The sequence below is a fragment of the Pseudomonas sp. RL_15y_Pfl2_60 genome, from assembly GCF_963970595.1.
Classification (GTDB): domain Bacteria; phylum Pseudomonadota; class Gammaproteobacteria; order Pseudomonadales; family Pseudomonadaceae; genus Aquipseudomonas.
This window is the reverse complement of the sequence record NZ_CAXAOE010000002.1, coordinates 699,145-725,649: the sequence shown is the minus strand read 5'-3', so window position 1 is coordinate 725,649 and position 26,505 is coordinate 699,145. Positions and strand designations below refer to the sequence as shown.

Below are 26,505 nucleotides of genomic sequence, written 5' to 3'. Positions count from 1 at the left end.
GTGGGCAAAAAAGCGTTGTCCGCCACTGCTTCACACCAAGGCAGAGCTAACTTTTTCGTGAACCGCCATGCAGTTGGCGGTTACTCCAGCTACGCAGCGCCCGCTGGGTAATGCTGGCGATCTTTAGTTGTCCGTCTACTTCGCTGAAAACGAATTCATAGGCGCCGCATGAGTGGAAAAAATCATCGCCGTCTTCACGCTCGGTACTGTCGAATCGCAAGATCAGGTAATTGCAACGGGCGTTGATACCCTCAGCACTTTTCGAAAGTAGCAGGTTGGAAAAACTGTGGTGCTTGTTCAGACTGTCCACGGCATTTTGCCGGCGTTGGACAAATTCCTGATTGCTCATCCTGCTGGGTTGTTCTCGTCCTGACGAGGCGTAGTCAATATGCAGCTGTGGCGCCAGGCAATCGCGCATCAGTTGCCAGTCACGTTCATCGAATGCCAGGAAAAAACGGCTCAAGGTAGCGTTTACGGCCATAAATTCATCTGTGCTTACCGAGGACATCTGTTGGTCTTCCTGTGTGAGGTCTGGCGGATCAATCCGTTGTAGCAAGCTGCAACCAAGCCGTCTTGTTTTGGACTGTTCTCAGCGCAACCCAAGGCGCTTGGCCAGGCGGTTGAGATTAGCGCGATCGACCCCAAGCTCGCGGGCCACTTCGGACCAATTGCCCTGATGACGGGTCAGTGCTTCGCTGATCAGGCTGCTTTGGTAGATATCGATCGACTCCTTCAAGTCTCGCCCGCGCGCGGGCGCCGCGCGGCCGTGGATTGTTGTGGCTGTCTTGTTCGTAGCCTGTATGCCTAGCCCCAACGCCTCTTCATCGATGGTCAATACTCGCGGTCTTTCGGGCCTGGCCTGCATGGCTTTGAGTGCCGCGCGGCCGATCAGGTGCTCCAGCTCACGCACATTGCCGGGCCAGTCGTAGGCGAGCAGTGCGTGTTGGCTGTCGCTGCTTAAACGCAAGTTGCGCAAGCCCAGGCGTGCGCGGTTTTCTTCGAGGAAATAACCTGCCAGCAACAAGGTATCGCGACCGCGCTCGCGCAGCGCGGGCACATGCAACGGGTAAACACTGAGGCGATGATAAAGATCGGCGCGAAAGCGTCCACTGCGCACTTCCTCGGCAAGATCGCGATTGGTGGCTGCAATCACGCGCACATCAACATGGTGTTCGCTATCGGAGCCGACACGTTGTAACTGACCGCTCTGTAAGACGCGCAGCAACTTGGCCTGCATGGCCAGCGGCAACTCGCCGACTTCATCGAGAAACAAGGTGCCGCCATCGGCCAAGTCGAACTTGCCGCTGCGCTCATTCATGGCGCCGGAGAATGCACCTTTGACGTGGCCAAACAACTCGCTTTCGGCGAGGGTTTCCGGCAGGGCGGCGCAGTTCAGGCTGATCAGGGGCTTGCGCGCGCGCGGCGACTGCCTATGAATGGCTTCGGCGACCAATTCCTTACCGACGCCGGTTTCGCCGGTGATCAATACGCTCAATTGGCTGTTGGCGACAATTTCTATTTCCCGGCGAAGCTGTCGTTGGCTGCTGCTCTGGCCAATCAACTCGCGGCTAGGATGAGTGCTGGCTGCACGTTTGTAGATCTCGACCAGTTGGCGTTGATCTTCAGCGTTACGCGCAAGCAGCTTAATGCGTTCGCTGGCCATTACCGTTGCAGCGGCAAGGCTGGCGAAAGCCTCAAGGTTGCTTAGATCAACGGCGCCAAAACGGGATGGGTCCAGTGAGTCCAGGGTTATCAATCCCCAGAGCTGTTCCTGGACATAGAGCGGGCAACCCAGGCAGTCGTGAACTTCAAGATGGCCCCGGTGATTTTCGACTAAACCATCATAAGGATCGGGTAGTTCGCAGTCTGTCGCAAAACGTGTTGGGCCGGTGTTTTCCAGCAGCGCTTTTAAGCGTGGATGCTCATCTACTTTGAAGCGCCGCCCCAGCGTATCTGTGCTCAAGCCGTTCACCGCCAAGGGGATCAACTGCTGGTCTTCGAGCTTGAGCAGGGCCACGGCATCGCAGGGCAGCAACTGGCGCAGTGCAAGCAACAGGCGTCGATAGCGTTCATCGTCCGGCAGGTCGCGCGAAAGGTCAGCCATTAGCGGAATGAGTGCCAGTAATAGGGGGTTAGTCAAAATAACTCCATTGGGTCTTTATGACTGCAAAGTAGCTGGGTCATAAAGACTATAAATTTTATAAGTTATTGAATTTATTTAATAAAAAATATGGCATGGAAAATGGTTATTTGACAGTGAGTGAACATTATCACGCGCCCGCAAGCGTGCAAACCTTGAACAAGGAAATGCCAGAATGACTCCAGAACAACGTGCCATCGTCAAATCAACCGTGCCATTACTTGAAACCGGTGGCGAAGCGCTGACTCGGCATTTTTACGCGCTGATGTTCAGCGAATACCCGCAGGTGCGCGCCTTGTTCAACCAGGCACATCAGGCCAGCGGTGATCAGCAGCGTGCCTTGGCCAACGGCGTATTGATGTATGCCAGGCATATTGATCGTCTGGAGGCGCTTGGTCCGCTAGTCGGCCAGATTGTCAGCAAGCATGTGTCGTTGAATATCTTGCCAGAGCATTACCCCATCGTTGGCAGCTGTTTGCTGCGGGCAATCCGCGAAGTGCTGGGGGCTGAGATCGCCACTGACCAAGTGATCGATGCTTGGGCGCAAGCCTATGGCCAACTGGCCGATATCTTGATCGCCGCCGAAGAGCAGGTTTACAGCGCCAATGAAAACGCTGCCGGAGGTTGGCGCGGGCGCCGTCGCTTCAAGGTCGCGCAGAAGGTGGTTGAGAGCGATGAGATCATTTCGTTCTATCTGGTCCCGGTCGATGGCAAACCGGTGCTGGCGCATCAGCCGGGCCAGTATATTGGTTTGCTGCTGACGCTTGATGGCCAAGAGGTACGGCGTAATTACTCCTTGTCGGCATTGAGCAACGGCGAGTCTTATCGCATCAGCGTCAAGCGCGAGCCTCAGGGTTTGGTCTCCAGTCACTTGCACGACAACCTGATTGAGGGCGATGAGCTTGAGCTGTTTGCACCGGCGGGTGACTTTGTCTTGCGAGAGTCGCAAAAGCCGCTGGCGCTGATAACCGCAGGCGTAGGCATTACGCCTGCACTGACCATGCTTGATGCGGCGAAAGCCAGTGGCCGGCCCATTCACTTTATTCACTGTGCGCGCAACGGTGCCGTGCATGCCTTCAAAGACTGGGTCGACAGCCAAGTCGCGGCCTATCCGCAGTTGCTCAGGTTCTTTTGCTACAGCGAGCCGGCGGCAAATGACCAGAGCGATGCCAAGGGATTTCTCAGCCGCGAACAGTTGGCTGCGTGGCTGCCTGAAAACCTGGACCTGGATGCCTATTTCCTTGGGCCAAAACCTTTTATGGCGCAGGTTAAGAAGCACTTGCGTGATCTGGGTGTGCCAGGCGATCAGTGCCATTACGAGTTTTTTGGTCCAGCCAGTGCGCTTGAGGCTTGAGCGTTCGATTAGGCTTGGCACGATTTGATTGATATAAATTGGGCTGCCGACGCGGTTAACCGATCAAACCGCGTTGGCAACCAGGTTAGTTTCTAAGGGGCACAAGATGACAGTTTTGACCCAGCGTTTGGGAATCGAACATCCAATTATTCAGGCGCCCATGGCGGGAACCTCAACTGCACGACTGGCTGCACAGGTCAGCAATGCCGGCGGACTCGGCTCCATCGCGATTGCAGCAGTAGACGCCAGCGCCGGCCAAAAGATGATCGCCGAGACGCGCGCGCTGACTTCAGCACCGTTTAATGTGAATGTCTTTTGTCACCAGCCCAGCCGTGCAAATGCGGCTGTCGAACAGGCGTGGATCAAGCACCTGCAACCCTATTTCGCCGAATTTGATGTGCCTGCGCCCAGCGGCCTGAAAGATATCTACAGCAGCTTTTGCAACAACGATGAGCAGCTCGAAGTGTTATTGGCTGAGCGTCCGGCGGTGGTCAGTTTTCATTTGGGCTTGCCGCCGCAGTCGCGAATTGATGCACTCAAGGCCGCCGGTATCACCTTGTTCGCCTCGGCAACCAGTCTTGAAGAAGGCTTGCTGGTGGAACGGGCTGGCATTGATGTAGTTGTTGCCCAAGGCATTGAGGCCGGTGGTCATCGCGGTGTGTTTGACCCTGAGCAAGACCAGGCGATTGGCACAACCGCTCTGGTGCGCTTGCTGGTCACGCACACACGGCTGCCGGTGGTTGCGGCAGGCGGGATTATGGATGGTGCGGGCATTGCCTCGGTTCTGGCGCTTGGCGCCGGTGCCGCGCAGCTGGGCACGGCCTTTGTGCTGTGCCCTGAAAGCGCTGCAAATGCAGGTTATCGCAGCATGCTCGCCAGCGAGCGGGCACGCACCACGCAAGTCACCAAGGTTATATCCGGGCGTCCGGCGCGGGGCATGGTTAATCGCTTTATGCGCGAAGTTGGCGCAGCTGGGCATCCACCTGTGCCCGGCTTTGGTATCGGCTATGACGCGGGCAAGCAGTTGATCGCAGCGGCTGCGGCGGCGGGTAATCTCGAGTTTGCGGCTTACTGGGCCGGGCAGGGCGCTGCACTGGCTCGCGAGCTGCCAGCCGCGGAACTCCTTGCCCTGCTGGTGCAGGAGTATCAAGCGGCGCAGCAGTGATCATCGTCGAGTTGGGCAAGGCTTTGGTTCAAGGATGAATTTCCTTTTCGCCCGGGTCCTTGCCTTCCTCGACACTGTGCTCTATCACGGCATTGAGCTCGGCACCGAACAACAGTACCGCCGAGGAGATATAGAGGTAGAGCAGCAGGATGATAATTGCACCAATGCTGCCGTAGGTTGCGTTGTAGTCGGCGAAGTTCTGCGCGTAATAGCTAAAACCCATCGACGCCGCTATCCATACGATTACTGCGAGGATGGAGCCGGGGGTGATAAAGCGGAACTCCTGCTCGACATCCGGCGCCACGTAATACACCACCGATACCACCAGCATCAGCATGCAAATCGCTATGGGCCAGCGCAGGATTGCCCAAAGCGTGACCACGATTTGCTCGATGCCGAATTGCTGCGCAAGCCAGTTCATCGCCTGTGGCCCAAGCACCATCAAGCCCGCAGCGCCGAGCAAGGTGATGGCGATGGCGATGGTGTAGATAAACGACAGTGGAAAGCGCTTCCACGCTGGGCGGCCTTCCTTGACGCCGTAAGCCCGGTTGGTTGCAACCATCACCGAGCGCACCGCTGATGAAGCTGTCCACAATGCAACTACGATTGCGACCGAGAACAGCCCGGCTTTTTGCGTTTGCAGTTGATCGATCGCCGGGTTGACCAAGTCATACGCCGCGCGTGGCATCACCAGTGCGGCTTGCTCGCGCAGCCAGTCAAAGAATGGCTGCAAATCGAGCACGCCGATGATCGCGACCAAAAACAGCAGGAAGGGGAACAGCGAGAAGAAAATCTGAAAGGCCAGTGCCGAGGCATAGGTTGGTAACTCGTCATCGACAAAATCGATAACGGTTTTCTTGATGACCTGATGGAGCTTGATGCCGGTCAAATCCGGAAAAAGCATGCGGCTTCCTTTCTGCGCGGGGTGATATGAGCTCGATATGTTGCTTACTTTTGAGCGTAATTGATCGACAACAGTTCAGTTGAGGTTAAACCCTGTCCAGTTCCAGAGCCGATTCTGTCTGTTCATGCGGTGCTTGGCCGCTGAAGCGCTTGAGCTGCATTTCTTGCAGGCGACTTAGCGTGCGCCTGAAGGCAAACTCAAGATAACCTTCTGTATACAGCTCAGCCAGCGGCACTGCGGCTTCAATATACAAGGGCACGCGGCGGTCGTAGCATTCATCAACCAAGGCGATAAAGCGTCGCACGCTGTCGTCGTGGACTGACAGACTGGGCAGTTCGCGATCACCCGCATCAATCCGTTGCGCGCCATCTTCGGTGCCTCTGGCGATTTTTGCTCGGCGTGGCTGAGCACTCAAGCTGGGCACCTCGCTCAACAAGATGGCGCTGAATTGGTCGCACAAGGCGATGTAGTCATCGGCTGCCAGCGCGGCTACGCAGAGGTCGGCAAAGCGACACCAGATTACAGTGTCGGCGCGGCGCACCAATTTTAGGCTGCGTTGATTCAACATCATGGGCTCAGCTGTGTTTTGCTGGCCCTCACTCAGGCGCAGAAAGACATCATGCAAGGCGCTGGGGCCATCATCGGCGCTGCGCCAGAAGCGCTGGATTTGTGTACCCGGATGCAGGCGGTGGTCTTGGCCGCCATCAATTTCTACCACCTGCATATTGGCTTCAATGGCTGCGATGGCAGGGAGAAAGCGCTCGCGATTAAAGCCACCTTCGTAAAGCTGGTCAGGCGGCTGGTTTGAGGTGCAGACCATCACCACGCCTTCCTCGAACATCACCTGAAACAGCCTGCCGAGAATAATCGCATCGCCAATATCGTTGACGTACAACTCGTCAAAACACAGGACCCGCACTTCATCGCGCAGCTCACAGGCCAGTGCCCGCAGCGGGTCGGCGGTGCCGGTCAACTGGAACATGCGCTGATGCGCCCAGCGGATAAAGTGGTGAAAGTGCTGGCGGCGGGTTGGTACCTGCAGGCTTTTATAGAACTGATCCATCAACCAGGTTTTGCCGCGCCCAACCGGCCCCCATAAATACACGCCCATTGCTGGCGGTGTCTCAGGTGTTGGGTTATGCAGGGCCTGGTAACAGGCTTGCAGTTGCTCAGCGGCCAATCGTTGCGCTGCGTCGGGCTTGAAACCCAGATGGTCCAGCGCATGTTGATAGGCGGCAAGAGGGGCAAGATCGGTCATGGTGCATGGCTCGCTGTAGGTTTCGCCCGGCGATACAGCGTAAGTGACCGCGCAGCATTTATGGCAAATGAGCCGATTGTAACCCGCTCACCGCCAGGGGCAAAAAGAGAGGGAACGGTTATTGCTTACTTTGTTAGCAAAGTATTTGTAGATAGCTAGCAAAGTCAGGAGCTGAACCGATGATAGCAGAGTCCCGTCGTGGCGTGATTTGTACCCCACACCCTGATGCAAGTGCCGCGGGCATGCAGATCCTAGATGCCGGTGGCACGGCCATCGATGCCATGTTGGCGGCCAGTGCGATGCTGGCGGCGGTGTATCCGCACATGACTGGCTTGGGTGGCGATGCGCTATGGATGATTCACGACAGTCGCGTGCGCACCATTATGGGGATCGGTCAGGCCGGGCAGCTGTTACCACAAGGCGGAGCCATCAGCTTGCGTGGACCTGGTGCTGTCGCAACCACCGCAGGGGCAATGGCGAGCTGGAGAACCGCTCAGCAAATTAGTCGGCAATGGGGCTCACACCTGGGCTGGTGTGATCTTTTGGCAGATGCTGCTGCAACCGCGCAACGGGGTGTTGAAGTGTCAGAGTCGCAATTGTTCTGGCAAGCGCGGCGTCAAGATATGATCGAGGGGCTGCCCGATCTGCATGCGCTGTGCAAGCGTGATGGTCGCTGGTTGCAAAAGGGCGATATCCTGCGTCAGCCAGCATTGGCCAACACCTTGCTGCAATTGTCGCGCGACGGGATTGACGACTTTTATCAAGGGCAACTGGCGCAGGCATTCGCTGAATCGTTCAGCCAGTTGGAGTGTGGTTTGACCGCCGCAGACCTGGCGGCAACAACGGCGCCAGAAGTCGCGCCCATCTCCATTCGCTATCGTCAAGGGCGGCTATTCAATGTCGCGCCTCCGTGTCAGGGGCTCTATACCCTGCAGGCCATGTCGGCATTGCAGCACAAGCCGGTCGGCAACTATGGCAATGGCTCTGCCCGTTATTATCACGCGCTGGTTGAAGCCATCAAGCAAGGGTTGTTGCGGCGTAACGCGCAGCTGTGCGATCCAGGTGCGACTCAGTGGGATTTCAACGCCAGCCTGTCTGATGCCTGCGCCCAACAATATGCCGCGCAGATTGATGACAGCCGAGCCGCTGCATGGTCCGAACCGGGGCGTCCAGCCGATACGGTATGGATGGCCGCCACCGATGAGCAAGGGCGCACCGCCTGCTTGATCCAGAGCCTGTTTCACGATTTTGGTTCGGGCTGCATCATGGGTGACACCGGCGTGCTTTGGCAAAACCGTGCAGCAGGTTTCAGTGCCGACTCCGCGCATCCAAATGCTTGGGGACCTGGCAAACGCCCGGCCCATACGCTTAATCCCTCCTGTTACCTGGCGGACGACGGGCGTCGTTGGTTCTTTGGCACCCAGGGCGGCGATGGCCAGCCACAAACACAGATGGTGCTGGCAACCCAGTTGATCGACTTCGCCCAGCCCATTGATAAAGCCTTGAGCATGCCACGTTTTTTGTTGGGCAGAAGCTTCTTTGACAGCACTGACAACCTGAAGCTTGAAGCAGATATCGACAACCGGGTGATCGAGCAGTTGGCCGCATTGGGCCATGAAGTGGAAGTCATACCCGCACGCAGTCCATTTACCGGCCAAGCCGGGGCTATCGCTATCGAGAACACTGGCAAGCGCTTTGCAATGCATGATCCCCGTGGTCAGGGCGTCAGTCTGGGGCAGGCAGATTAAGTCTGGCCAGGCGTTTGCCGGGTTGTCGACTGTGGCGGATAATAAGCCTCGGCTTTTGCAATCTAGCGACTGGGTACCGAGGACAAGATGGGTTCGATGAGCGTCAGTGCTAAACAAGTTGAGGTCCAGCGCATTGTTGATGTGCTGTCAAAAGCGATTGCCCAGCATCGCTTGCGCCCCGGTACACGTTTGGTCGAGGCGCAAATTGTCGAAACACTCCAGGCCAATCGCAATCACGTCCAGGTGGCGCTGCAGCGTTTGGCCATGCAGCGAATTGTCACGATCGAGCCCAACCGCGGTGCATTGGTCTCCCAGCCGACCGCCAAAGAGGCGCGTGAAGTCTTTGCCGCGCGGCGGGCCATCGAGCGTGCCATAGTCGAGAGCATCAGCCCACGAATGATGGCTGAGCATGCGCAACGGGTCAGCACTCATCTGTGCAACGAACGCTGCGCCACCAATGCCACTGACCGACGGGCAATCGTGCGCGAGTTAAGCGAATTCCATCTGTTGCTGGGTGAGCTGAGCGGCAATAGCGTGCTCAGTGAAATACTGGCGAACCTGATGGTGCGCAGTTCGTTGATTGTCGCCTTGTATCAGCGCAATGATGTGCCGTCCTGCGCCTCGGACGAGCATCAGGAGATCATCACTGCATTGCAACAGGGCGATACCGACAAGGCGGTGCAGGTTATGCTCGAACACCTTGACGAGCTTGAGGGGCAGCTGGCCCTTGATGAGCAAGAGCCAGAAGATGTGAATCTGCGCCAAGCCCTTGCTGGGCTCTAACCCGGCGCAGACGCCCCACCAGCGGTGTTTACTGCAGCAGTTGCAGCAGGGCTTCAGCTGTCGCTTCGGATGAGGCGGGATTCTGGCCGGTAATCAAATGGCCGTCACCGACCACATAGCTTTCCCAGTCGGCTGATTTGGAGTAGATACCGCCATTGGCCTGGAGCATGTCCTCAACCAGGAACGGCACCACATCAGTCAAGCCTACCGCTGCTTCCTCGCTATTGCTGAAACCGGTCACGCTCTTGGCATTGACCAGCGGCTTGCCATCGACACCTTTGGTATGGCGAAAAATGGCTGGCGCGTGGCAAACCGCTCCAATGGGTTTGCCTGCCGCGTAAAAGTCTTCGAGCAGTGCAATCGAGTTTTTGTCTTCAGCCAGGTCCCACAACGGGCCATGTCCGCCAGGGTAGAACACCGCGTCGTAGTCGGTAGCATTTACGCTTTCTAGCTCGAGGGTATTGGCCAAGGCCTTTTGGGCGACTTGATCCCCCGCGAAGCGTTCGGTTGCCGCCGTTTGTGCGTCGGGCTCATCGCTTTTGGGGTCAAGTGGCGGCTGGTCACCTTTGGGTGAGGCGAGTGTGATTGCTGCGCCTGCATCCTTGAGCAGGTAATAGGGAGCCGCGAACTCTTCGAGCCAGAAACCGGTTTTCTTGCCGGTGTCGCCCAGTCGGTCGTGCGATGTCAAAACCATCAGAACTTTCATGGAAATCTTCCTCTTGGGTAATCAGTCTTCAGCGCCGACTTGAACCACCAGCTTGCCGAAATTCTTGCCTACAAGCAGGCCGATAAAGGCATCAGGTGCGTTCTCCAGGCCCTGTACAAGCTGTTCGCGGTATTTGATCTTGCCTTCGGTGAGCCATTGGCCCATGTCACGGGCAAACTCGTCGTAGCGGTGGGCGTAATCATCGAAAATGATGAAGCCTTGAATCTTCAAACGCTTGGTGAGAATGGTGCGCGTCAGCAGCGTCATACGGTCTGGCCCATCTGGCAGGGCGGTCATGTTGTACTGGGCAATCAGCCCGCAAACCGGAATCCGGGCACGGGCATTGAGCAGTGGCAAGACTGCATCGAACACCTTGCCGCCGACGTTTTCGTAATACACATCTATGCCATTGGGGCAGGCCTTGGCCAGTTGTTCGGCGAAGTCACTGGCGTGGTGATCAAGGCAGGCATCAAAGCCCAGTGTTTCCACTGCGTAACGGCATTTTTCAGCGCCACCGGCGACGCCGACGACATGGCACTGCTTGATTTTGCCAATTTGCCCAACTGTAGCGCCGACAGGGCCGGTGGCGGCGGCTACCACCAAGGTTTCCCCAGCCTTGGGTTGACCAATATCAAGCAGGCCCATGTAGGCGGTGAAGCCGGGCATGCCCATGATGCCCAAGGCGTAGGATGGGTTTTGCGGCGTGCTGCCCAGGTTGGTCAGGCCGGTGCCATCGGACAATGAATAATCTTGCCAGCCGCTGTAGGACAACACCCAGTCGCCGGGCTTGAAATCCGGATTGTTCGAGCTCACGACCCGGCACACGGTGCCGCCAACCATCAGGTCGTCGACTTCGACAGGGTCTGCGTAGGAGGCCGCATCGCTCATGCGTCCACGCATATAGGGGTCCAGTGACAAATAAACAGTGCGCAATAACAACTGGTTCGGCCCTGGCGTGGGCAGCGGCTTTTCTTCGATCCGGAAGTTTTCTGCGCGCGGCGCACCTTGTGGGCGGGAGGCCAGGACAACTTGTCGGTTGATGCTTGTTGATTGCTGCATATCTGCATGACTCCTTGTTTGTTAAAGGGGCGTCCAGCATTAGGTGCGCTTTACGGCCAATCGTTTCAATTATTGCTGCATCGGCTTGGTCTTGCTTGGCCTATCATTGAACATTATTAGACCGGTCGTCTAGTAAAGGTTCAAGCCTTCAATTGCGAGGCCAATGTACGACTAATAGGGGCTCGATGTTGCTGGGGCGTTAGGCCGCGAGCACTTGCTGTGACACGCGCATGGCGTGTTGCATGGGCTCATTGCTGCGGTGCAGCTTGCTTAACAGGCTGGCGCCAAGCCACAGCTGGTAGAGCATTGCCGCGTTGGCCTTGGCGTCGATGTCAGGTAGCGAGCCGTCGGCATTGGCTGCGCTGATGCAATCAGCCAGTCGAGTAATGATTTGGTCGGTGCCGTCGCGCAGGGTAATGCGCATGCTTTCGGACAGATCCGCCACTTCTGCGCTCAATTTGACCACCAGGCATTTGCCCTCGCATTGCGGGCCGCTGTAGCCATCGAGCCAGTGCTGCCAGTAACCAAGCAAGCGTTCACGCGCTTTGACAGTTTGCTCGGAAAAACGCTGGTCGAGTTCGGCGAGATAGTGTTTGAAATAGTCTTCGAGCAAGGCTTGGCCAAATTGCTCTTTAGACTTGAAGTAATGATAGAAGGAGCCCTTGGGAACCCCTGCAGTTTGCAGGATTTCACTCAGGCCGACGCCCGAAAAGCCCTTGCTCGACATGATCTGGTGACCGGTGTCGAGTAGGTGCTGGCGAGTGTCGTCGTATTTGGGCTTCATGACCATAGCTTAATTGAAACCTCGCCCCATGAGCTAGCGGGCATCGCTCATGGCGGCAGTTGGTTTTAGGCTGTGGCTACGACATCAACTGCTGGCCGGGGCGCAGCAATTGCGCCTGATCGCGCTGGAAAGTCTTCAGGCCAGCTTTGAAACCCATTAGCGCTGGGCTGATTTCGGCAACCACCGCCGCACTGCTTGCGGCATCAAAGACGATAAAGTCAGCTCGGCAATTGGGCTCCAGCCCATAGTTTGGCAAATGCAGAAGCTTGGCTGACTCGGTTGAAATCCAACTCATGCAGCTAAGCAATTCGGCTTCGGTGGCGAGCTGGCTGACATTGGCGAACAGGTTTGCCTGTCGCACCAGTGAGGCATCGCCATAAGGCGTGAATGGGTTGCCGATATTGTTGGTCGAGAGCGAGCAGGTAACCCCGCAGGCATGCAAGTGGGCCAATGGCGCCAAGCCTCTGGGCTTGTTATGAAAATGCTCGCGAGCGGTTAAAAACAAGTCGGTACTGGGCAGGCAAGTCACCTGCACGCCCGCTTCGCCGAGCGCCATCGCCAGGCTGGTCAACTGCGCTTTGGGAAGCGCCGAGAGCTTGGTCACATGGCCGATGGCAACACGGTTTTGCCAACCAGAATCGAGGGTGCAGCGGATCACTTCGTCAACCGTCAAACCTTCAGGGTTGAGGTCAAAGTCGAGATGAAAATCGATATCGCAATCGTATTCGCGGGCTAATTCAAACACGCGCTGGATATGGGCCAAGGGTTGATCGTCCATATAGGGACAGCCACCGATGACCGTTGCGCCTTGTTCAAGCGCTTGGCGCATAAGCGCCTCGGTCCCCGGGTTATTGAGCAGCCCTTCCTGGGGAAAGACGCACAACTGCAAGGAGATCGCCCATGCGTAGTCCGCCTGCAAGCGCTTGATGGCATTGAACCCGGTCAAGCCGATTTGCGGGTCGATTTCAATGTGCGTGCGCATGTGGCTGGTGCCTTGGATTATGGCTTTTTCCAGCACGCTAGCGCCGCGTTGGTAGACATCCTCTTCGGTAAAGCCCGCTTTTGCCGCACGGGTCTGGCTGATCGCTTCGCTCAAGGTGCCGTGCAGCAGTTGGCAGCGCGACATGATGCAGGCTTTATCCAGGTGGATATGGCTTTCAATCAGGCCCGGCACTATCAGTTTTCCCTTCAGGTCCAGTACCTCATGGTGTCGTCCGGGGGAGGGTGCAGCGACAAAAAATCCATCTTCGATATAGAGTTCGGCGGCCTGTGCCGAACGGTCTGCGCGGCGTGCATTGATAATTGTCAGGCCGTTCATGCTGCGGCTCCTTCACCGAGATAGGCGGCTTCCAACTCAGGGTCTCCGCGCAGTTCTTCGGCGCTGCCAGCTTTAACGATTTGCCCGGTTTCAAGCACATAGGCGCGGTCGGCGACTTGCAGTGCCAGGTTGGCCATCTGGTCGACCAGCAGTATGGTCACGCCTTCATCGCGTAGCGCGGCGAGCGTGTTGTAGAGCTCGCCAATCATGGCTGGCGACAGTCCGAGCGAAGGTTCGTCGAGCAACAGTATCTTCGGTTTGGCCATCAAGCCGCGCCCAATGGCAACCATCTGTTGTTCGCCGCCCGAGAGCAGGCCCGCCGGGCTATCTATGCGGTCGCGCAAGCGCGGAAATCGTTTGAGGATCGCCTCAACTTCTGCAGCGGCGTCATAGCTGTCACGACGTGAATAACCACCCAGCAGCAGGTTGTCGCGCACGCTCAGCAGTGGAAAGACCTGGCGGCCTTCAGGTACCAGTGCCAGCCCTTGGGCGGCAATGCTGTTGGGCGGTGCATGATGGATGCTTTCGTTATCCAGCAGGATACTGCCGGACGTTGCCGGGTGCAGGCCCGCCAGGCATTGCAGGATGCTTGATTTGCCGGCGCCGTTCGCGCCGAGAATCGCCACCAATTCACCGGGATTGACCAGCAGGTTGACCCTGTCCACAACAGGCGAGGCGCCGTAATCGATCACCAGGTCCTTGACGAACAGGCGGGCATCTCGTGAACCGTCCCAAGGGCATTCACGCGGGGTCGCTTGATAGCTGGTGCTGCCTAGGTAGGCCGCGATCACGCGCTCATTGCTGCGTACTTCCTCGGGCGTGCCCCAGGCAATTGGCTTGCCGGCATCAAGCACCAGCAATCGTTCGGAAACCGCCATGACCAAGGTCATGTCGTGTTCCACCAGGATTACGGCAATGCCGAATCCGGCGAGCTGCTTGAACAGAAGGGCCAGCTTGTCAGTGTCGCTGCGGCTCAAGCCTGCCGCCGGTTCATCCAGCAGCAGCACCGCAGGGCGTGTGGCGAGCGCACGGGCGATCTCGACTAGGCGGCGGTCGACATGGGGTAGATCTTCAGTCGGGGTATTCACCGAACCAGCATAGCCAACCAAACCCAGCAGTTGCATGGCCAGTTCGCGTTGTTGCTCATTCGCCCGGCTGAACGGGTGCTTTAGCCGGCCTTTTTGCAGGGCGACCAATACGTTTTCAAGCACCGATAACTCAGCAAACAATTGCGTGGTCTGGTAGGTGCGGGCGATACCGGCGCGGGCAACTTTCCACGCGGGTTTGCCTGCCAGTGGCTGGTTCAGGTTGATGCTGCCGCTGTCGGGCGCATAAAAGCCGCTGATCATGTTCAGTACTGTGGTCTTGCCCGCGCCGTTGGGGCCAATGATGCTGGTGATACTGCCCGGACGTGCTGAGAAACTCACCTCTTGGGCGGCCTGAACGCCGCCGAAGCGAATACCGATCTCTTTGACCTGCAAGCCTTCGCTGGCCTCGGGCTGGGCGAAGAACTCTGCCAGTAACCGGCTATTGAGCGTGCCTTGTACAAGCACCTTGTTTGGGCGCATACACAGATTGGCGAGGGTGCCCAAGACTCCGCGTGGCGCGACCCAAAGCACACCAAGCAACAGCGCAGAAAAGATCAGCAGGCGATACTCGGCAAAGTCCGAAAGCAATTCGGGCAGGAGAACAATCAGCAAGGCACCCAGTAACGGGCCAAACAATGTGCCGCTGCCGCCGACAATTACGGCCAGTACAAACAGGATCGATTGCGAGAAGGGGAAGGAGGCCGGGTTGATAAACATCATCAAGGGCGCAACCAGGGCACCTGCAAGTCCGGCCAGCGCTGCTGACAAGGCAAAGGCGAGGGTTTTGCTGTGCATGGGGTTGAAGCCCAGCGATCTGGCAGCGATCTCGGTGGATTTAACCGCACGCATTGCCAGGCCCCAGCCGCTATTGCGCAAGCACTGATAAAAGACCAGGGAGGCAATCATCAGCGCACTTGAAATCAAAGACAGTGATATTGTCGGGTCCAAGCTGCCAAACTCAGGCAGTGGAATGCCCATCAAACCATTGGCGCCACCGGTTACCGAGCGCCACTCGATCAAGCTGTGATGGACCACCAAAGCAAATGCAATGGTAATCATCGCCAGGTAAGGACCGCTCACCCGCAAGGCAGGAATCGCCAGCAGCCCACCAATTGCAGCACAGGCCAAGCCTGCCGCGAGCATGGCTAGGCCAAGGGGAATTTGCGCCATGGTGAGAAGGGCGCAAACGTAGGCGCCAATCGCGTAAAAAGCGATGTGACCGAATGAAATTTGTCCACTCAAGCCAATCAGGATATTCAGGCCGACGCCAACCACCACGGTCAGGGCGCAGAATGTGAATACCAGCAGCGAGTAGCTGTCGAGTGTCAGCGCCAAGAGGGTGCTGGCAAGGGCTAGCAAGACGATGCTGGCGGGTGCAATCAATGTTTTGTTCAGGCTCATACTTTCACCAGTGTCTTGCTGCCAAACAGGCCGTTGGGACGCAGTGCCAAGGCCACGATGACCAGTGCGAAGGTAAATATCTGGGTAAATGCCGATCCGAAGTAAACCGTGATCAATGCTTCGGCCAGACCAAAAATCAGCCCTGCCGCAAACACACCGCTGGCGCTGGAAATACCGCCCAGAATAGCCACGGCAAAGGCCTTTAGACCGAACAAGGTGCCCATCTCGGCGCTGACATTGAACAAGGGGGCGATCAGCAATCCGGCCAGTGCGGCAAAGACACTCGACACGGCAAAGGCGATGGCCACCACCCGATTGACCCTGATACCCATCAGCATGGCGGCGCGTGGGTTCTGTACACAGGCCTCCAAGACCTTGCCCAGGCGGGTGTAGCGACGCACCAAAAACAGCGTCAGCGCAATGCTTGCACCTGCAATCGGGATCAGGATCTGCAATGCGCCGATACTGCTGCCAAACAACTCGATACTTTGATTGGCCAACTCCGAAGTGAACTGGCGTGGCTCTTTGCCGAAGCTGAACATCGCCAGGTTATCCACCAGAATGCCGCCGGCCACTGTCGCCATCAGCCAGGCTTCCGAGCCACGCGAGTGGAAGGGCCTGACCAGGAAACGTTCAATCGCCAGGCCATAGACTGCGCACAGTGTCAAGGTCGCGAGCACTGCCAGCCACAGCGGCCAGCCCCAGGTGATATAGAAGCTGTAACCGATGACGGCGCCGACCATCATGGCGCTGCCTTGGGCAAAGTTGACCGTGCGTGAAACCACGTAGGTAATGTGAAACCCCAAGGCCAGCAAGGCGTACATGCTGCCCAGGCCTATGCCGGTAATGATGGCGGCGGTGATCATCTGAGTATCCTTTTGGCGGCCCTGCACGCAGGGCCGCTCACAGCTGCGTTTAAGGTGCTATCGGAACGATCTGGTCGTTTACGAAGTGGGTAAACACATAGTCATTCGGGCCCAAGGCATCGTGCTTGGTTGGGGTGAATGGCTGCTTGTAATCCTTGATCAGGCCGCTGTATTCATTGATCGCGTAAAAGCCATCGCGCACCTCTGTACCTTTGGTGCTGCCTGCTTTCTCAATGGCAAGCGAGGCCAGGAACATGGCGTCGTAGGCGTTGGCAATGCCTACGGCTGGGGTGACATCCGCCAGGGTCTTGATTTCGGGGTAGCGCTTTTTCAATGCTGCCAGCACCGAGTCGCCCTTGGCGCTGTTGTTGTCGGTAAATACATAGGTCTGGATGAAGTGAACCTTGCTGGCATTCGGCCCTGCCAACTCGCCAAAACGTCCCCCCGCTGGACCCCAGTGCGAAACAATAGGGACATCCCAGCCCATGCGATCAAGAGACTTGACCACCTGCGCCGATGGCCCCACGTTGCCGACCATCAACAGGCTGTCGGCGCCGGCATTTTTCAAGCGGGTCAGCTGTGGCACAACGTCTAGGTCGCTGCCTTCAATACGCTCGATGCCTGCCGCTTGCATGCCGCGTTTATCCAATGCGTGCTTGAAGCCGATTTCATTCGACTCGCCCCACGGATTGTTAATCAGGATCATGCCGGGTTTGTGCATGCCTTTTTTAGTGACGCCATACTCAACCAAGGCTTCGTCGACCAGTTCATCAACGGCTGATACACGAAACACATAGTTATCTTTAGCGCCGTTTTCAGTGATTTTGGTTCCCGCCGCCCAGATGCCCATGAAAGGCGCCTTGAGTTGGTTGGCCAGGGGCACTATGGCCAGGGAAACCGGGGTGTCGAGGCCGCCGAACAGCACGGCAACTTGCTCGCGCTGGATCAGTTCGCGGGCTGCCAGCATGCCCTTGGCCGGGTTGCTTTCATCGTCGCGGCGGATTAACTCGACCGGGCGGCCGAGAATCCCGCCTGCGGCGTTGATTTCGTCAATGGCTACTGTCAAGCCACGGGTCAGTGCTTCACCTGACTTTGCCGATTGCCCGGAAAGCGCTGCAACCAAACCCACCTTGATGGGCTCTGCGGCATGGGCGCTGTTGAGTGTCACCAAGCCCAGGGTTGCTACGGCCACTGCGCGAGGCAGTAGCTTGGCGAGGGGAGAGAGTATTTTTTGCATGTTATTTCTCCAGATTGCTAGCATTTGTATGAAGTTTGCTAGCAAACTGGGTGCCACATATGAAACCCCAGTATTTACGGGGCTTGTGGCGCACATGCTTGAGCTTTACGCACAGCATTTGGGCGGCTTGCACCAGAGCAATGCGCCAATTTAATCATTTCAATGTTTATGGATTCGGAGTTAGCGACCATGCAGCACGACAACCCGGCAGTACAAATTGTCAGTGACTTTCTAGACGCTTCAATGGCGCCTGATCCGGTTAAGGCAGCGACCTATATGTCAGCCGATGTCCGCATCACCTTTACCGGCGGGCGGGTCATGCCAAGCGCAAAGGAGATCACGGCCTTCAATGCCGCACGCTATAACTGGGTGAAGAAAGCGCTGGGCCAGTTTGACTGGACAGATCGTGGCGACCACACGGTGGTGTACTCCAACGGCACCCTGTACGGCGAATGGCCCGATGGGCGCAGTTTCAGTGGCAATCGCTATCTGGATCGCTTTGAAGTGCGCGATGGCAAGATCACCCGGATGGATGTCTGGAATGACAGCGCCGAGTGGATACTGGCGCCAGAGGTGGCGAAGGCCTGATTGGTGACTGGTCGTGAGCCAATACTGTTTAATCGCTTACGACCACACCCTTCCAAAATGCCACATAGTCACGAATCTTGGCTGCTTCTTCCTTGGGCTGCGGGTAATACCAGGCGGCATCGGGGTTGCGCTTACCCTCGACTTCCAGGCTGTAGTAGTGCGCCTGGCCTTTCCATGGGCAATGGCTGCTGTAGTCGCTGGGCTTGAAATACTCGCTGACGATGGAGTCAGCTGGAAAGTAATGATTGCCTTCGACCACCACAGTTGCATCTGACTGGGCGATTATGCGGTCGTTCCAGATTGCTTTCATGTGCTGTTCCTCACCAAATGACAAAGCGTGGAGCGTTATCGCGCCACGCAATCTCTGATCATTGCACGTCGTTCTAGTCGAGCTTTTTCAAGGCGACTGCGTTCATGCAGAAGCGCAAGCCAGTCGGCTCCGGACCATCCGGGAATACGTGGCCCAAATGCGCGCCACACACATTGCAGGTGTTCTCGATACGGGACATGCCGTGGCTTGAGTCGGTGTGATAGGCAACTACGTTGTCCTTGATCGGCTGCGTGAATGATGGCCAGCCGCTGTGCGACTCGTACTTGTTGCTCCCATCAAACAGGGGCGTACCGCAACACACACAACCATAGACGCCTGGTTCAAACAGGCTGCACATTGGCGAGCTGTGGGGCCGTTCGGTACCGGCTTGGCGAGTGACCCGGTATTGTTCAGCATCGAGTTGGGCGCGCCACTCTTCTTCAGTCTTGACGACTTTGCGCTCAGGCGCTGGATTGCCGTGGGCGGCTCGAGAAATAACATCGTTCCAGTTATGCATCTAAGGCTCCTAGCTAAATATCGATTGTGCAGCCTTCTGGGGCAGCGCAGGTAGTCGCTCTTTGTATCACTTTTGGGGGGCGAGGCCGGATATACACAATACCCAAACCACGAGCCCGAGCAGCGGACCGTCGAGCGATTACCTATTTAGAGACTTGCGAACAGGCTAAGTGTTACAAAAGCCGGGTTTGGCCGCGACGGGCTTAATGCTGGAAGAAAAAGCGGTCGCCCAGCAAGTACGGGCCAGGCGACTAAGGAGCCTCAGTGCCAGTTGAGAATTGGCCAGCCAGCCTGTTCTGCATGCTCACGCAGTTGTGAGTCTGGGTTTACCACCCGCGGATTGTCGACTTGTTTGAGCAAGGGCAAGTCGTTGCGTGAGTCCGAATAGAAGAAGGCGCCCTCAAGGGATTCATTGTTTTCGGACAGCCAGTGCTGAAGGCGCGTGACCTTACCTTCGCGATAGGTCAAAACGCCTTGGGTACGGCCGCTGTAGCAGCCGTGCTGGATTTCCAGATCTATCGCCAGTACGTCTTCAATGCCCAGGCGTTGGGCAATGGCGCTGACCAAGAAATGCGCTGAGGCGGAGATAATCACAATGCGATCTCCGGCTTTGCGGTGAGTGGCCAGGCAGCGTGTTGCATCGCTGTGTAAGACCGGTTCGATCACATCCTCGACAAAGGGCTCGACGATAAAGGCGACTTCTTCCGGGGTTCGGCCTACAAGCGGTGCGAGGCTGAACGCCATGTAGTCTTCCATGGCCAATTGGCCTTGGGCGTAAAGCTTCATCAGTTCGTGGTCGCGTGCCATGAAACTCTCAGCGTCGACCCAGCCAATCTTGGCCATTTCGGCGCTCCACAAGCTGGCACAGTCGCCGTCGATCAAGGTGTCATCAAGGTCAAAGATCGCCAGGGTCATCATGCCACCTCGCGCACGGCTTGGTTATCAATGCTCAGGACGATGCGTTGGCCTTTGCCATGCAGGTCGCTCTCGTTGCGGTTGAGCACATCGACCAGCAGTTCGACGCCACGCGCCTCGACACGGTAGCGAATAACATTGCCGAGCAGGCTATGGCTGCGGATCAGGCCTTCAATTTCGCCATCGGCGCTGATCGCAATGGCTTCCGGGCGAATGGCCACGCGCGTGCTGATCGGGCGGTCGAGCAGACGACTGGCTGTTTCCGCATCAAGCAGGTTGTAGTTGCCGATAAAGCCTGCGGCGAAGGCATCAACCGGTTCGGTGTACAGGGTTTCAGCATTGCCGCTCTGGACAATCTTGCCTGCGTTCATCAGGAAGATGCGGTCACTCATGACCAGCGCTTCCTCCTGGTCGTGGGTGACGAAAATCGTCGTCAGGCCTAGCTCCTGCTGAATCTCGCGGATTTGCTCGCGCAAGTGTCGGCGTATGCGTGCGTCGAGCGCCGACAGGGGTTCATCCAGCAAAAGCAGGCGTGGCCGGGTCACCAACGAACGTGCCAGCGCCACACGTTGGCACTGGCCGCCTGACAGTTGATGCGGGTAGCGATTGGCGAAATCGCTGAGTTCAACCATCTGCAAGGCTTCTTTTACCCGCGCCTGGCTTTGCGCTTTATCCGCCTTTTGCATGCGCAGGCCAAAGGCGACGTTTTGCTCGACGCTCATGTTGGGAAACAGGGCGTAACTCTGGAACACCATGCCGATGCCGCGCTTTTGCGGGGTCACGGGGACCAGGTCTTCGCCGTCGAGCAGGATTTGCCCGCCATTGACCGTGGTCAGGCCTGCAATGCAGCGCAGCAAGGTCGATTTGCCGCAACCCGATGGGCCGAGCAGCGTAATGAATTCGCCTTGGCCGATTTCGCAATTGATGTCGCTGAAAATTTGCGTGCTGCCGTAGCTTTTGTTCAGGCCCTGAATGCTCAGATAACTCATGACTTGTCCTTGTTCAGGCGGTTGGCTGCCCAGGTGAAAATCAACACAAAGAAGAAATAGGAAATCACCAGCGCACTGTTGAAGTGACCGCTGCTGTTACGCATGTTGTTGAGGTAGACCTGCAAGGTTTCGTAGCGTGTACCGACCAGCATATTGGCGAACACAAACTCGCCAAACAGGAACGAGAACGACAGAAACAGCGACACCATGAGGCCCTTGCGCAGGTTTGGCAACACCACCAGAAAGGCGGCTTTCCAGGTGCTGGCGCCAAGCAGGTGGGCGGCATCCATCAGGTCCGGCAAGTTGATCGCATGCAGGTTATTGGTGATCGCGCGATACATGAAGGGCAGGGCGATGGTGAAGTAGCAGCCAATCAGGATCCAGGGCGTGCCGACCAACTGCACAGGCCCTGAGCCATAAACTTGCAGCAAGCCGACCGATGACACCACCGGTGGCATGGCGAAGGGCAGCAGAATAAGGATGTTCATCAGCCCATCGAGCTTGGGGAAGTAATAATGGACCACAAACAGCAGTGGCAGAATCAGTACCGAAGCCAGAAATAACGCCGAAAAGCAGATCAGCAGCGACTGGCCAAAGGCCCTGAGAAAGCGCGGTTCGCCCCACAATTCGACGTACCACTTGAAGGTCAGGCCGTCAGGCAGAATGGTTGCCGACCAACTGGTCGACAACGAATACAACAAGGTGCCGGCCAGGGGCAACAGCAAGATTAAAAACAGCAGCCAAACCACCACGCGATGATAGAGGATGCCGACGGTCTGGTTATCAACGCGCGACATGGTAGCTCCTCTTCAGCAGCAGTTGATGAACGATGGTAATCAGCGCCATAAGCCCGAGCAGCACCATCGACAAGGCACTGGCCAGGTTCGGATTGAGCGAGATATCGCCAGAAACCAGGCCGGCGATGCGAATCGGCATAATGTTGAAGTTACCTGTCGTCAGGTAATACACCGTGGCATAGGCGCCCAAGGCGTTCGCCAGCAAAATCACAAAGGTGCCGAGCAGCGCCGGGGTCAGTACCGGCAAGCCGATATGGCGCCAGAAATCCCAGGTGTTGGCGCCGAGCAGGGCCGCCGACTCGCGCCAGTCTTCGCGCAAGGCATCGAACGCCGGATACAACAGCATGACGCCAAGCGGAATCTGGAAATAGGTGTAAAGCACGATCAGCCCGGTTTTGGAGTACAGGTTGAAGTCGTCAATCCAGCCAATCTGCTTGAGCAGCAGGGTGATCGCGCCATTGAAGCCGAGCAGGATGATAAAGGCGAACGCCAAGGGCACCCCGGCGAAGTTGCTGGTCATGTTGGAGAATGCCATGACGAAATCGCGCAACTTTGAATCAACCTGATGCAGCGAGTAGCTGCCGATGATGGCGATGATGATGCCGAACAGGCTGGACCAGAAACCGACCTGCAAGCTGTGCTTGATGGCTTGCAGATAGAACTTGGAGGAGAAGATTTTCTCGAAGTTGGCCAAACTCCAACTGCCATCCACGTTCACGCTGTTGAGCGTAATCCAGATCAGCGGGGCGATCTGGAAGGCGAAGAAAAACAGCGCAAATGGCACAAGCCACAGGGCAGCCAGCCACTTGCTCCGCGAAAGGCTTGGTTTGAGAGCACTCACTTAAGCAGTTCCTTGCACAGTGGTTTGTCATGGGCGGCGCCGAGCAACTGGCAAATGGTGCCGCACAGTTCGGTTTGCCTGGGCGCGGCCTGCGCATCCAGGCTGAACGCGTCGCCGAGTACAAATAAGGGAACTTCACGTTCTTCGGCAAGCAAGCCGTTGTGCGAGCGGTCGTTGTTCATGCCGTGATCAGCCGTAACCAGGACCTGGTAGCCGTCATCCAGCCAGCGCTGCAGGTATTCGGCAAGAAACAAGTCAGCGCGTCTGGCGCTGTTGCGATACTGCGCTGAGTCGAGCCCATGCTTGTGACCCGCATCATCGATATTCATGGGATGGACCAGCAGGAAGTTGGGCTTGTGATCTGCGCGTAAATGCTCGGCATCATCAAATACATGCGAGTCCGGGTAGTGATCGACGTAGTAGAAGTGGCCGTGCTGAATCGCAAGCGTGGCGTCATTGGTATGGCGGTCTCGTGCGGCTACGAAGGGCGCACGGTTATACAATTCGCTCATCCAGTGATACGCCGCAGCCGCAGTGCTCAGGCCCGCGTCACGGGCGTAATGAAAGATGCTGCGCTGGTTGCTCAGGCGCACCACATCGTTATGCACGATGCCGCTGTCGATGGGGGCAACGCCAGTCATGATGCATTCATAAAGCGGGCGTGACAGCGATGGTAACTCGCATTCGAGCTTATACAGCCTGGCGCGACCTGCACCACAGTAGGCCTGCAGATGGCCCATGGCATGTTGGGCGACCTCAAAGTTCAGGCCATCCAGAATCACCAGGATGACATTGTGTTTCATAGTCGACTCACTGCAAAAACTGGGGAGTTGTAAATGGACAGAGGGAGACAGTCCAGATTGTCTCCCTCTTGGTTAAGCCTGTTGCAACGGCTTATTCCATATTGATGATGACGTTTTCTTGCCACAGTTGTGGCAGCGCCTTGGAGGTTGCCTCCCAGGCCGCGGCATCTTTGATTGGCTTCACATTTGCGTACTGTTCGTTAGGCAGTAGTTTGGCCTGAACCTCAGCTGGCAGTTTCAGGTGGTCAGCACGAATCGGCCGTGCATTACCCTTGGCCAGGTTGATCTGGCCTGCGTCGCTGAGAATATATTCACGCGCCAGTTTGGCCGCGTTGGGGTGCTTGGCGTATTTGTTGATGATGGTGGTGTAGCCAGAAATCACCGAGCCGTCAGACGGAATCAGCACTTCAAAGCGGCTAGGATCGATCTGGTCGCGGTAGCTCAGGCCATTGAAATCCCAGACCACGCCGACTTCAACTTCACCTTTCTCCAGGGTTTGGATGGTCGGGTTAGAGAGCGACAGGCGACCTTGTTCGGCGATTGCACCAAAGAAGTCCAGGCCCGGTTGAATGTTCTTCTCGTCACCGCCGTTGGCGATAGCGGCGGCCAGCACACCGTTTACTGCTTGTGCAGCAGCGCTGACATCGCCAATCGCAACTTTGTACTTGCCGTTTTTCAGGTCAGCCCAGCTTTTAGGTACATCTTTGACCAGCTGTTTGTTGACGATAAATGCGATTGAGCCGGTGTAGGCGAGCATCCAATGGCCATCTTTATCCTTGGCCCAGTCTGGAATCTGCTCCCAAGTCGTTGGTTTGTAGGCTTGGGTGACCCCTTGCTGCACGGCAATAGGACCGAACGCAGCACCAACGTCGCCGATGTCGGCAGTGGCGTTGTCTTTCTCCGCGGCGAACTTGGCGATTTCCTGCGCCGAGCTCATGTCGGTGTCGAGGTGCTTGAGGCCGTAATTTTTATTCAGGTCCGCCCAGGTGTCTTTCCAGTTGGCCCAGCTGTCAGGCATGCCGACGCTATTCACTTGGCCTTCGGCGCGAGCAGCTTGCTCGAGTGCTTTGACATCTGTATCCGCAGCCATTGCCTGTGTTGCCATGGCGATGGCCGAACCCATCAATGTAGCTAGCAGCAGTTGTTTCATTTGAAACTCCCTTGCAGATTAAGTGTTGGTCTAGATCAGCAATACCCGAGCCAATTTAGGCGCAATAAATGACAGTTTTATGTCCTGCGCTACCGCTAATTGTTAATACGCTCTGGCGGCGTACTGCTCTTCAAGCGTAGACCATAGATAAGTGGCTGTTTTAATGAGTCATATTTACCCAGCCAACTGGCATGGGAGCTGCTTGCATTCGGCCTGTCATCTAGCGGTCATCTAGACTGCCTAGGCTTGCTGCAATAGATATGCAACTGAAATGCTGTATTTCATGCCCCTTAATAGGGCTGGACTAGTCCAGGAGGATCAACTTGATGCGTGAGGTCACGCCGCGCGCGGTCACGACTATTTGTCGAGCGCTGCAAGAGCAGATAGAGCATGGCTTGCTCGCATCCGGTAACAAGCTGCCTGCTGAGCGCAAGTTGAGTGAGCTATTTGATACCACGCGCATCACCTTGCGCGAGGCGCTGGGGCAGTTGGAGGCGCAAGGGCTGGTGTACCGGGAAGAGCGCCGAGGCTGGTTTGTATCTCCTGCGCGTGTAGCCTACAACCCGCTGGTGCGCAGCCATTTTCATGCAATGGTTGCTGAGCAGGGACGCGAGCCTGCCACCGAAGTGCTCAGTGCCCGACTGATTCCGGCGAATGCGGAAATCTGTCAGATTCTCGATCTGCCAGCCTTGACCAGCGTGTTTCAGATACGCCGTGCGCGGCGTATTGATGGACGCCTGGTGCTCTATGTCGAGCATTACTTGAACCCACTGTATTTCCCGGCGATCCTCGAATATGACCTGACGCGGTCGCTCACCGAGCTCTATGCCAAGCAATATCAGATTCGCTACGGGCGGGTGCGGTTTGACATGATGCCCACGGCGTTGCATGCCGAGGCTGCAAGCAGTCTAAAAGTGGCGGTGGGCAGTCCGGCGTTGCGCATTACCCGGGTTAATCGCGACCAGCATGATCGCCTGATCGATTGTGATCTCGAATACTGGCGCCATGATGCCATTCACGTCAGCGTCGAAGTGCCGGATTAATTGCCGGGTCTGGTGGACAAGCTTCGCGTTGTCGCACCCTACGGTCTGCTTTGTAGGGTGGGTGGCGTTTTTTCACCCACCATTGTCGCTGCGGATAGTGAGTTGATTTGTCGAGTGTTGGCGGACAGGCTGCGCCTTGTCACGCCCTGCATCATGCGTAGTTTTCAGGGTTGAGCTTACGCTCGATCAGCTCGATCAGGATATGCACGACCTTGATATGCAGCTCCTGAACGCGGTCGGCGTAGTTGCCGCCAGGGGCGCAAATGCAGATATCCGCCAGCTCTTCGAGCTTGGAGCCGGGCTTGCCGGTCAGGCCGATAACCTTGACCCCGAGCTGTTTCGCCGCTGCCACCGCGTTAAGCACGTTGGGGCTTTTGCCGCTGGTGCTGAATGCCAGCAATACATCGCCCTCACGACCGTGCGACTCGATGTAGCGCGAGAAGATGTACTCGTAACCGAAGTCGTTGGCCACGCAGCTGATGTGGCTGGCATCGCTGATTGAAACTGCAGCGATACCGGGCCTGTTGCCACGATATCGCCCCGTCAGCTCTTCGGCGAAGTGCATGGCGTCGCACATCGAGCCGCCGTTGCCGCACGAGAAAACCTTGCCCTTTTGCTCAAAGCTCTCGACCAGCATTTGCGCTGCACTTTCAATCTTTTGCAGGGTCTGTTCGTTATTGATGAAGTTGTCCAGCGCGCGTTGCGCTTCCAGCAGGCTGTTGCGAATGTGCTCGATCATAGG

Annotated in this window: 26 protein-coding genes; 6 read left to right on the top strand and 20 right to left on the bottom strand. The window is 56.8% G+C overall.

Annotation, left to right across the window (positions count from 1 at the left end; genetic code table 11):
• Nucleotides 1-46 precede the first annotated feature (46 nt).
• The gene (locus AACY26_RS08460; RefSeq protein ID WP_339512919.1) at nucleotides 47-508 is read right to left on the bottom strand and encodes a nuclear transport factor 2 family protein; all 462 of its coding nucleotides are present in this window, start codon (nucleotides 506-508) and stop codon (nucleotides 47-49) included.
• Nucleotides 509-589: 81 nt separating this feature from the next.
• Entirely contained in the window at nucleotides 590-2,143 is a 1,554-nt protein-coding gene (gene norR, locus AACY26_RS08455; protein WP_339513126.1) for a nitric oxide reductase transcriptional regulator NorR, read from the bottom strand.
• Between the two features lie 172 nt (nucleotides 2,144-2,315).
• Here norR and hmpA point away from each other — a divergent pair, with 172 nt between their 5' ends.
• Both hmpA and AACY26_RS08445 read left to right on the top strand, forming a co-directional pair.
• The gene (gene hmpA, locus AACY26_RS08450) at nucleotides 2,316-3,494 is read left to right on the top strand and encodes an NO-inducible flavohemoprotein (protein WP_339512917.1); all 1,179 of its coding nucleotides are present in this window, start codon (nucleotides 2,316-2,318) and stop codon (nucleotides 3,492-3,494) included.
• 106 nt (nucleotides 3,495-3,600) lie between these two features.
• Complete coding sequence (locus tag AACY26_RS08445; protein ID WP_339512915.1) at nucleotides 3,601-4,659, top strand: NAD(P)H-dependent flavin oxidoreductase; 1,059 nt, start codon at nucleotides 3,601-3,603, stop codon at nucleotides 4,657-4,659.
• A gap of 28 nt (nucleotides 4,660-4,687) precedes the next feature.
• Here the strand turns inward: AACY26_RS08445 and AACY26_RS08440 are convergent, their stop codons facing one another.
• Both AACY26_RS08440 and zapE read right to left on the bottom strand, forming a co-directional pair.
• On the bottom strand, nucleotides 4,688-5,563 hold the full coding sequence (locus AACY26_RS08440; protein WP_339512913.1) for a YihY/virulence factor BrkB family protein: 876 nt from the start codon (nucleotides 5,561-5,563) through the stop codon (nucleotides 4,688-4,690).
• Between the two features lie 85 nt (nucleotides 5,564-5,648).
• Nucleotides 5,649-6,821, bottom strand: coding sequence for a cell division protein ZapE (gene zapE, locus AACY26_RS08435; RefSeq protein ID WP_339512911.1), 1,173 nt, complete (start codon nucleotides 6,819-6,821; stop codon nucleotides 5,649-5,651).
• Between the two features lie 179 nt (nucleotides 6,822-7,000).
• On the opposite strand from zapE, the gene AACY26_RS08430 reads away from it, so the two are divergent.
• Together AACY26_RS08430 and AACY26_RS08425 are read left to right on the top strand one after the other, a co-directional pair.
• Nucleotides 7,001-8,569, top strand: a complete 1,569-nt coding sequence (locus AACY26_RS08430; RefSeq protein WP_339512909.1) for a gamma-glutamyltransferase family protein — start codon at nucleotides 7,001-7,003, stop codon at nucleotides 8,567-8,569.
• An 87-nt stretch (nucleotides 8,570-8,656) separates the two neighbouring features.
• On the top strand, nucleotides 8,657-9,352 hold the full coding sequence (locus AACY26_RS08425; protein ID WP_339512907.1) for a GntR family transcriptional regulator: 696 nt from the start codon (nucleotides 8,657-8,659) through the stop codon (nucleotides 9,350-9,352).
• A gap of 28 nt (nucleotides 9,353-9,380) precedes the next feature.
• Here AACY26_RS08425 and AACY26_RS08420 read toward each other — a convergent pair whose 3' ends face one another.
• The 7 genes from AACY26_RS08420 to AACY26_RS08390 form a co-directional block, all read right to left on the bottom strand.
• Nucleotides 9,381-10,058, bottom strand: coding sequence for a type 1 glutamine amidotransferase domain-containing protein (locus AACY26_RS08420; RefSeq protein ID WP_339512905.1), 678 nt, complete (start codon nucleotides 10,056-10,058; stop codon nucleotides 9,381-9,383).
• Nucleotides 10,059-10,079: 21 nt separating this feature from the next.
• Complete coding sequence (locus AACY26_RS08415; RefSeq protein ID WP_339512903.1) at nucleotides 10,080-11,117, bottom strand: NADP-dependent oxidoreductase; 1,038 nt, start codon at nucleotides 11,115-11,117, stop codon at nucleotides 10,080-10,082.
• 199 nt (nucleotides 11,118-11,316) lie between these two features.
• Nucleotides 11,317-11,901 carry a TetR/AcrR family transcriptional regulator gene (locus AACY26_RS08410; RefSeq protein WP_339512901.1) on the bottom strand — a complete coding sequence of 195 codons (585 nt, stop codon included), beginning with the start codon at nucleotides 11,899-11,901 and terminating at the stop codon, nucleotides 11,317-11,319.
• 76 nt (nucleotides 11,902-11,977) lie between these two features.
• Entirely contained in the window at nucleotides 11,978-13,219 is a 1,242-nt protein-coding gene (locus AACY26_RS08405; RefSeq protein ID WP_339512899.1) for an amidohydrolase family protein, read from the bottom strand.
• Nucleotides 13,216-15,708 (bottom strand): branched-chain amino acid ABC transporter ATP-binding protein/permease, encoded by a 2,493-nt coding sequence (locus tag AACY26_RS08400; RefSeq protein ID WP_339512897.1) that lies wholly within the window; start codon nucleotides 15,706-15,708, stop codon nucleotides 13,216-13,218. The genes AACY26_RS08405 and AACY26_RS08400 overlap by 4 nt, the downstream gene beginning before the upstream one ends.
• Nucleotides 15,705-16,574: a branched-chain amino acid ABC transporter permease gene (locus AACY26_RS08395; RefSeq protein ID WP_339512895.1), complete on the bottom strand. Its 870-nt coding sequence runs from the start codon at nucleotides 16,572-16,574 to the stop codon at nucleotides 15,705-15,707. The genes AACY26_RS08400 and AACY26_RS08395 overlap by 4 nt, the downstream gene beginning before the upstream one ends.
• 49 nt (nucleotides 16,575-16,623) lie before the next feature.
• Nucleotides 16,624-17,811, bottom strand: coding sequence for an ABC transporter substrate-binding protein (locus AACY26_RS08390; protein WP_339512893.1), 1,188 nt, complete (start codon nucleotides 17,809-17,811; stop codon nucleotides 16,624-16,626).
• 189 nt (nucleotides 17,812-18,000) lie between these two features.
• Here AACY26_RS08390 and AACY26_RS08385 point away from each other — a divergent pair, with 189 nt between their 5' ends.
• Nucleotides 18,001-18,399 carry a nuclear transport factor 2 family protein gene (locus AACY26_RS08385; RefSeq protein WP_339512891.1) on the top strand — a complete coding sequence of 133 codons (399 nt, stop codon included), beginning with the start codon at nucleotides 18,001-18,003 and terminating at the stop codon, nucleotides 18,397-18,399.
• A 28-nt stretch (nucleotides 18,400-18,427) separates the two neighbouring features.
• On the opposite strand, the gene AACY26_RS08380 is transcribed toward AACY26_RS08385, so the two are convergent.
• The 8 genes from AACY26_RS08380 to AACY26_RS08345 form a co-directional block, all read right to left on the bottom strand.
• Nucleotides 18,428-18,709: a DUF427 domain-containing protein gene (locus tag AACY26_RS08380; RefSeq protein WP_339512889.1), complete on the bottom strand. Its 282-nt coding sequence runs from the start codon at nucleotides 18,707-18,709 to the stop codon at nucleotides 18,428-18,430.
• Nucleotides 18,710-18,782: 73 nt separating this feature from the next.
• The gene (gene msrB, locus AACY26_RS08375) at nucleotides 18,783-19,226 is read right to left on the bottom strand and encodes a peptide-methionine (R)-S-oxide reductase MsrB (protein ID WP_339512887.1); all 444 of its coding nucleotides are present in this window, start codon (nucleotides 19,224-19,226) and stop codon (nucleotides 18,783-18,785) included.
• A gap of 260 nt (nucleotides 19,227-19,486) precedes the next feature.
• Complete coding sequence (locus tag AACY26_RS08370; protein ID WP_339512885.1) at nucleotides 19,487-20,140, bottom strand: HAD family hydrolase; 654 nt, start codon at nucleotides 20,138-20,140, stop codon at nucleotides 19,487-19,489.
• Nucleotides 20,140-21,129: an ABC transporter ATP-binding protein gene (locus tag AACY26_RS08365; RefSeq protein ID WP_339512883.1), complete on the bottom strand. Its 990-nt coding sequence runs from the start codon at nucleotides 21,127-21,129 to the stop codon at nucleotides 20,140-20,142. Before AACY26_RS08365 ends, AACY26_RS08370 begins: the two co-directional genes overlap by 1 nt.
• Nucleotides 21,126-21,926 carry an ABC transporter permease gene (locus AACY26_RS08360; protein WP_339512881.1) on the bottom strand — a complete coding sequence of 267 codons (801 nt, stop codon included), beginning with the start codon at nucleotides 21,924-21,926 and terminating at the stop codon, nucleotides 21,126-21,128. The genes AACY26_RS08365 and AACY26_RS08360 overlap by 4 nt, the downstream gene beginning before the upstream one ends.
• Nucleotides 21,913-22,767, bottom strand: a complete 855-nt coding sequence (locus tag AACY26_RS08355; protein ID WP_339512879.1) for an ABC transporter permease — start codon at nucleotides 22,765-22,767, stop codon at nucleotides 21,913-21,915. Before AACY26_RS08355 ends, AACY26_RS08360 begins: the two co-directional genes overlap by 14 nt.
• Nucleotides 22,764-23,570 (bottom strand): alkaline phosphatase family protein, encoded by an 807-nt coding sequence (locus AACY26_RS08350; protein ID WP_339512877.1) that lies wholly within the window; start codon nucleotides 23,568-23,570, stop codon nucleotides 22,764-22,766. The genes AACY26_RS08355 and AACY26_RS08350 overlap by 4 nt, the downstream gene beginning before the upstream one ends.
• Before the next feature lie 91 nt (nucleotides 23,571-23,661).
• Nucleotides 23,662-24,720, bottom strand: coding sequence for an ABC transporter substrate-binding protein (locus tag AACY26_RS08345; protein WP_339512875.1), 1,059 nt, complete (start codon nucleotides 24,718-24,720; stop codon nucleotides 23,662-23,664).
• Between the two features lie 326 nt (nucleotides 24,721-25,046).
• On the opposite strand from AACY26_RS08345, the gene AACY26_RS08340 reads away from it, so the two are divergent.
• On the top strand, nucleotides 25,047-25,763 hold the full coding sequence (locus AACY26_RS08340) for a UTRA domain-containing protein (protein WP_339512873.1): 717 nt from the start codon (nucleotides 25,047-25,049) through the stop codon (nucleotides 25,761-25,763).
• 151 nt (nucleotides 25,764-25,914) lie between these two features.
• Here AACY26_RS08340 and lpcA read toward each other — a convergent pair whose 3' ends face one another.
• Nucleotides 25,915-26,502 carry a D-sedoheptulose 7-phosphate isomerase gene (lpcA, locus tag AACY26_RS08335; RefSeq protein WP_339512871.1) on the bottom strand — a complete coding sequence of 196 codons (588 nt, stop codon included), beginning with the start codon at nucleotides 26,500-26,502 and terminating at the stop codon, nucleotides 25,915-25,917.
• Nucleotides 26,503-26,505: the final 3 nt, after the last annotated feature.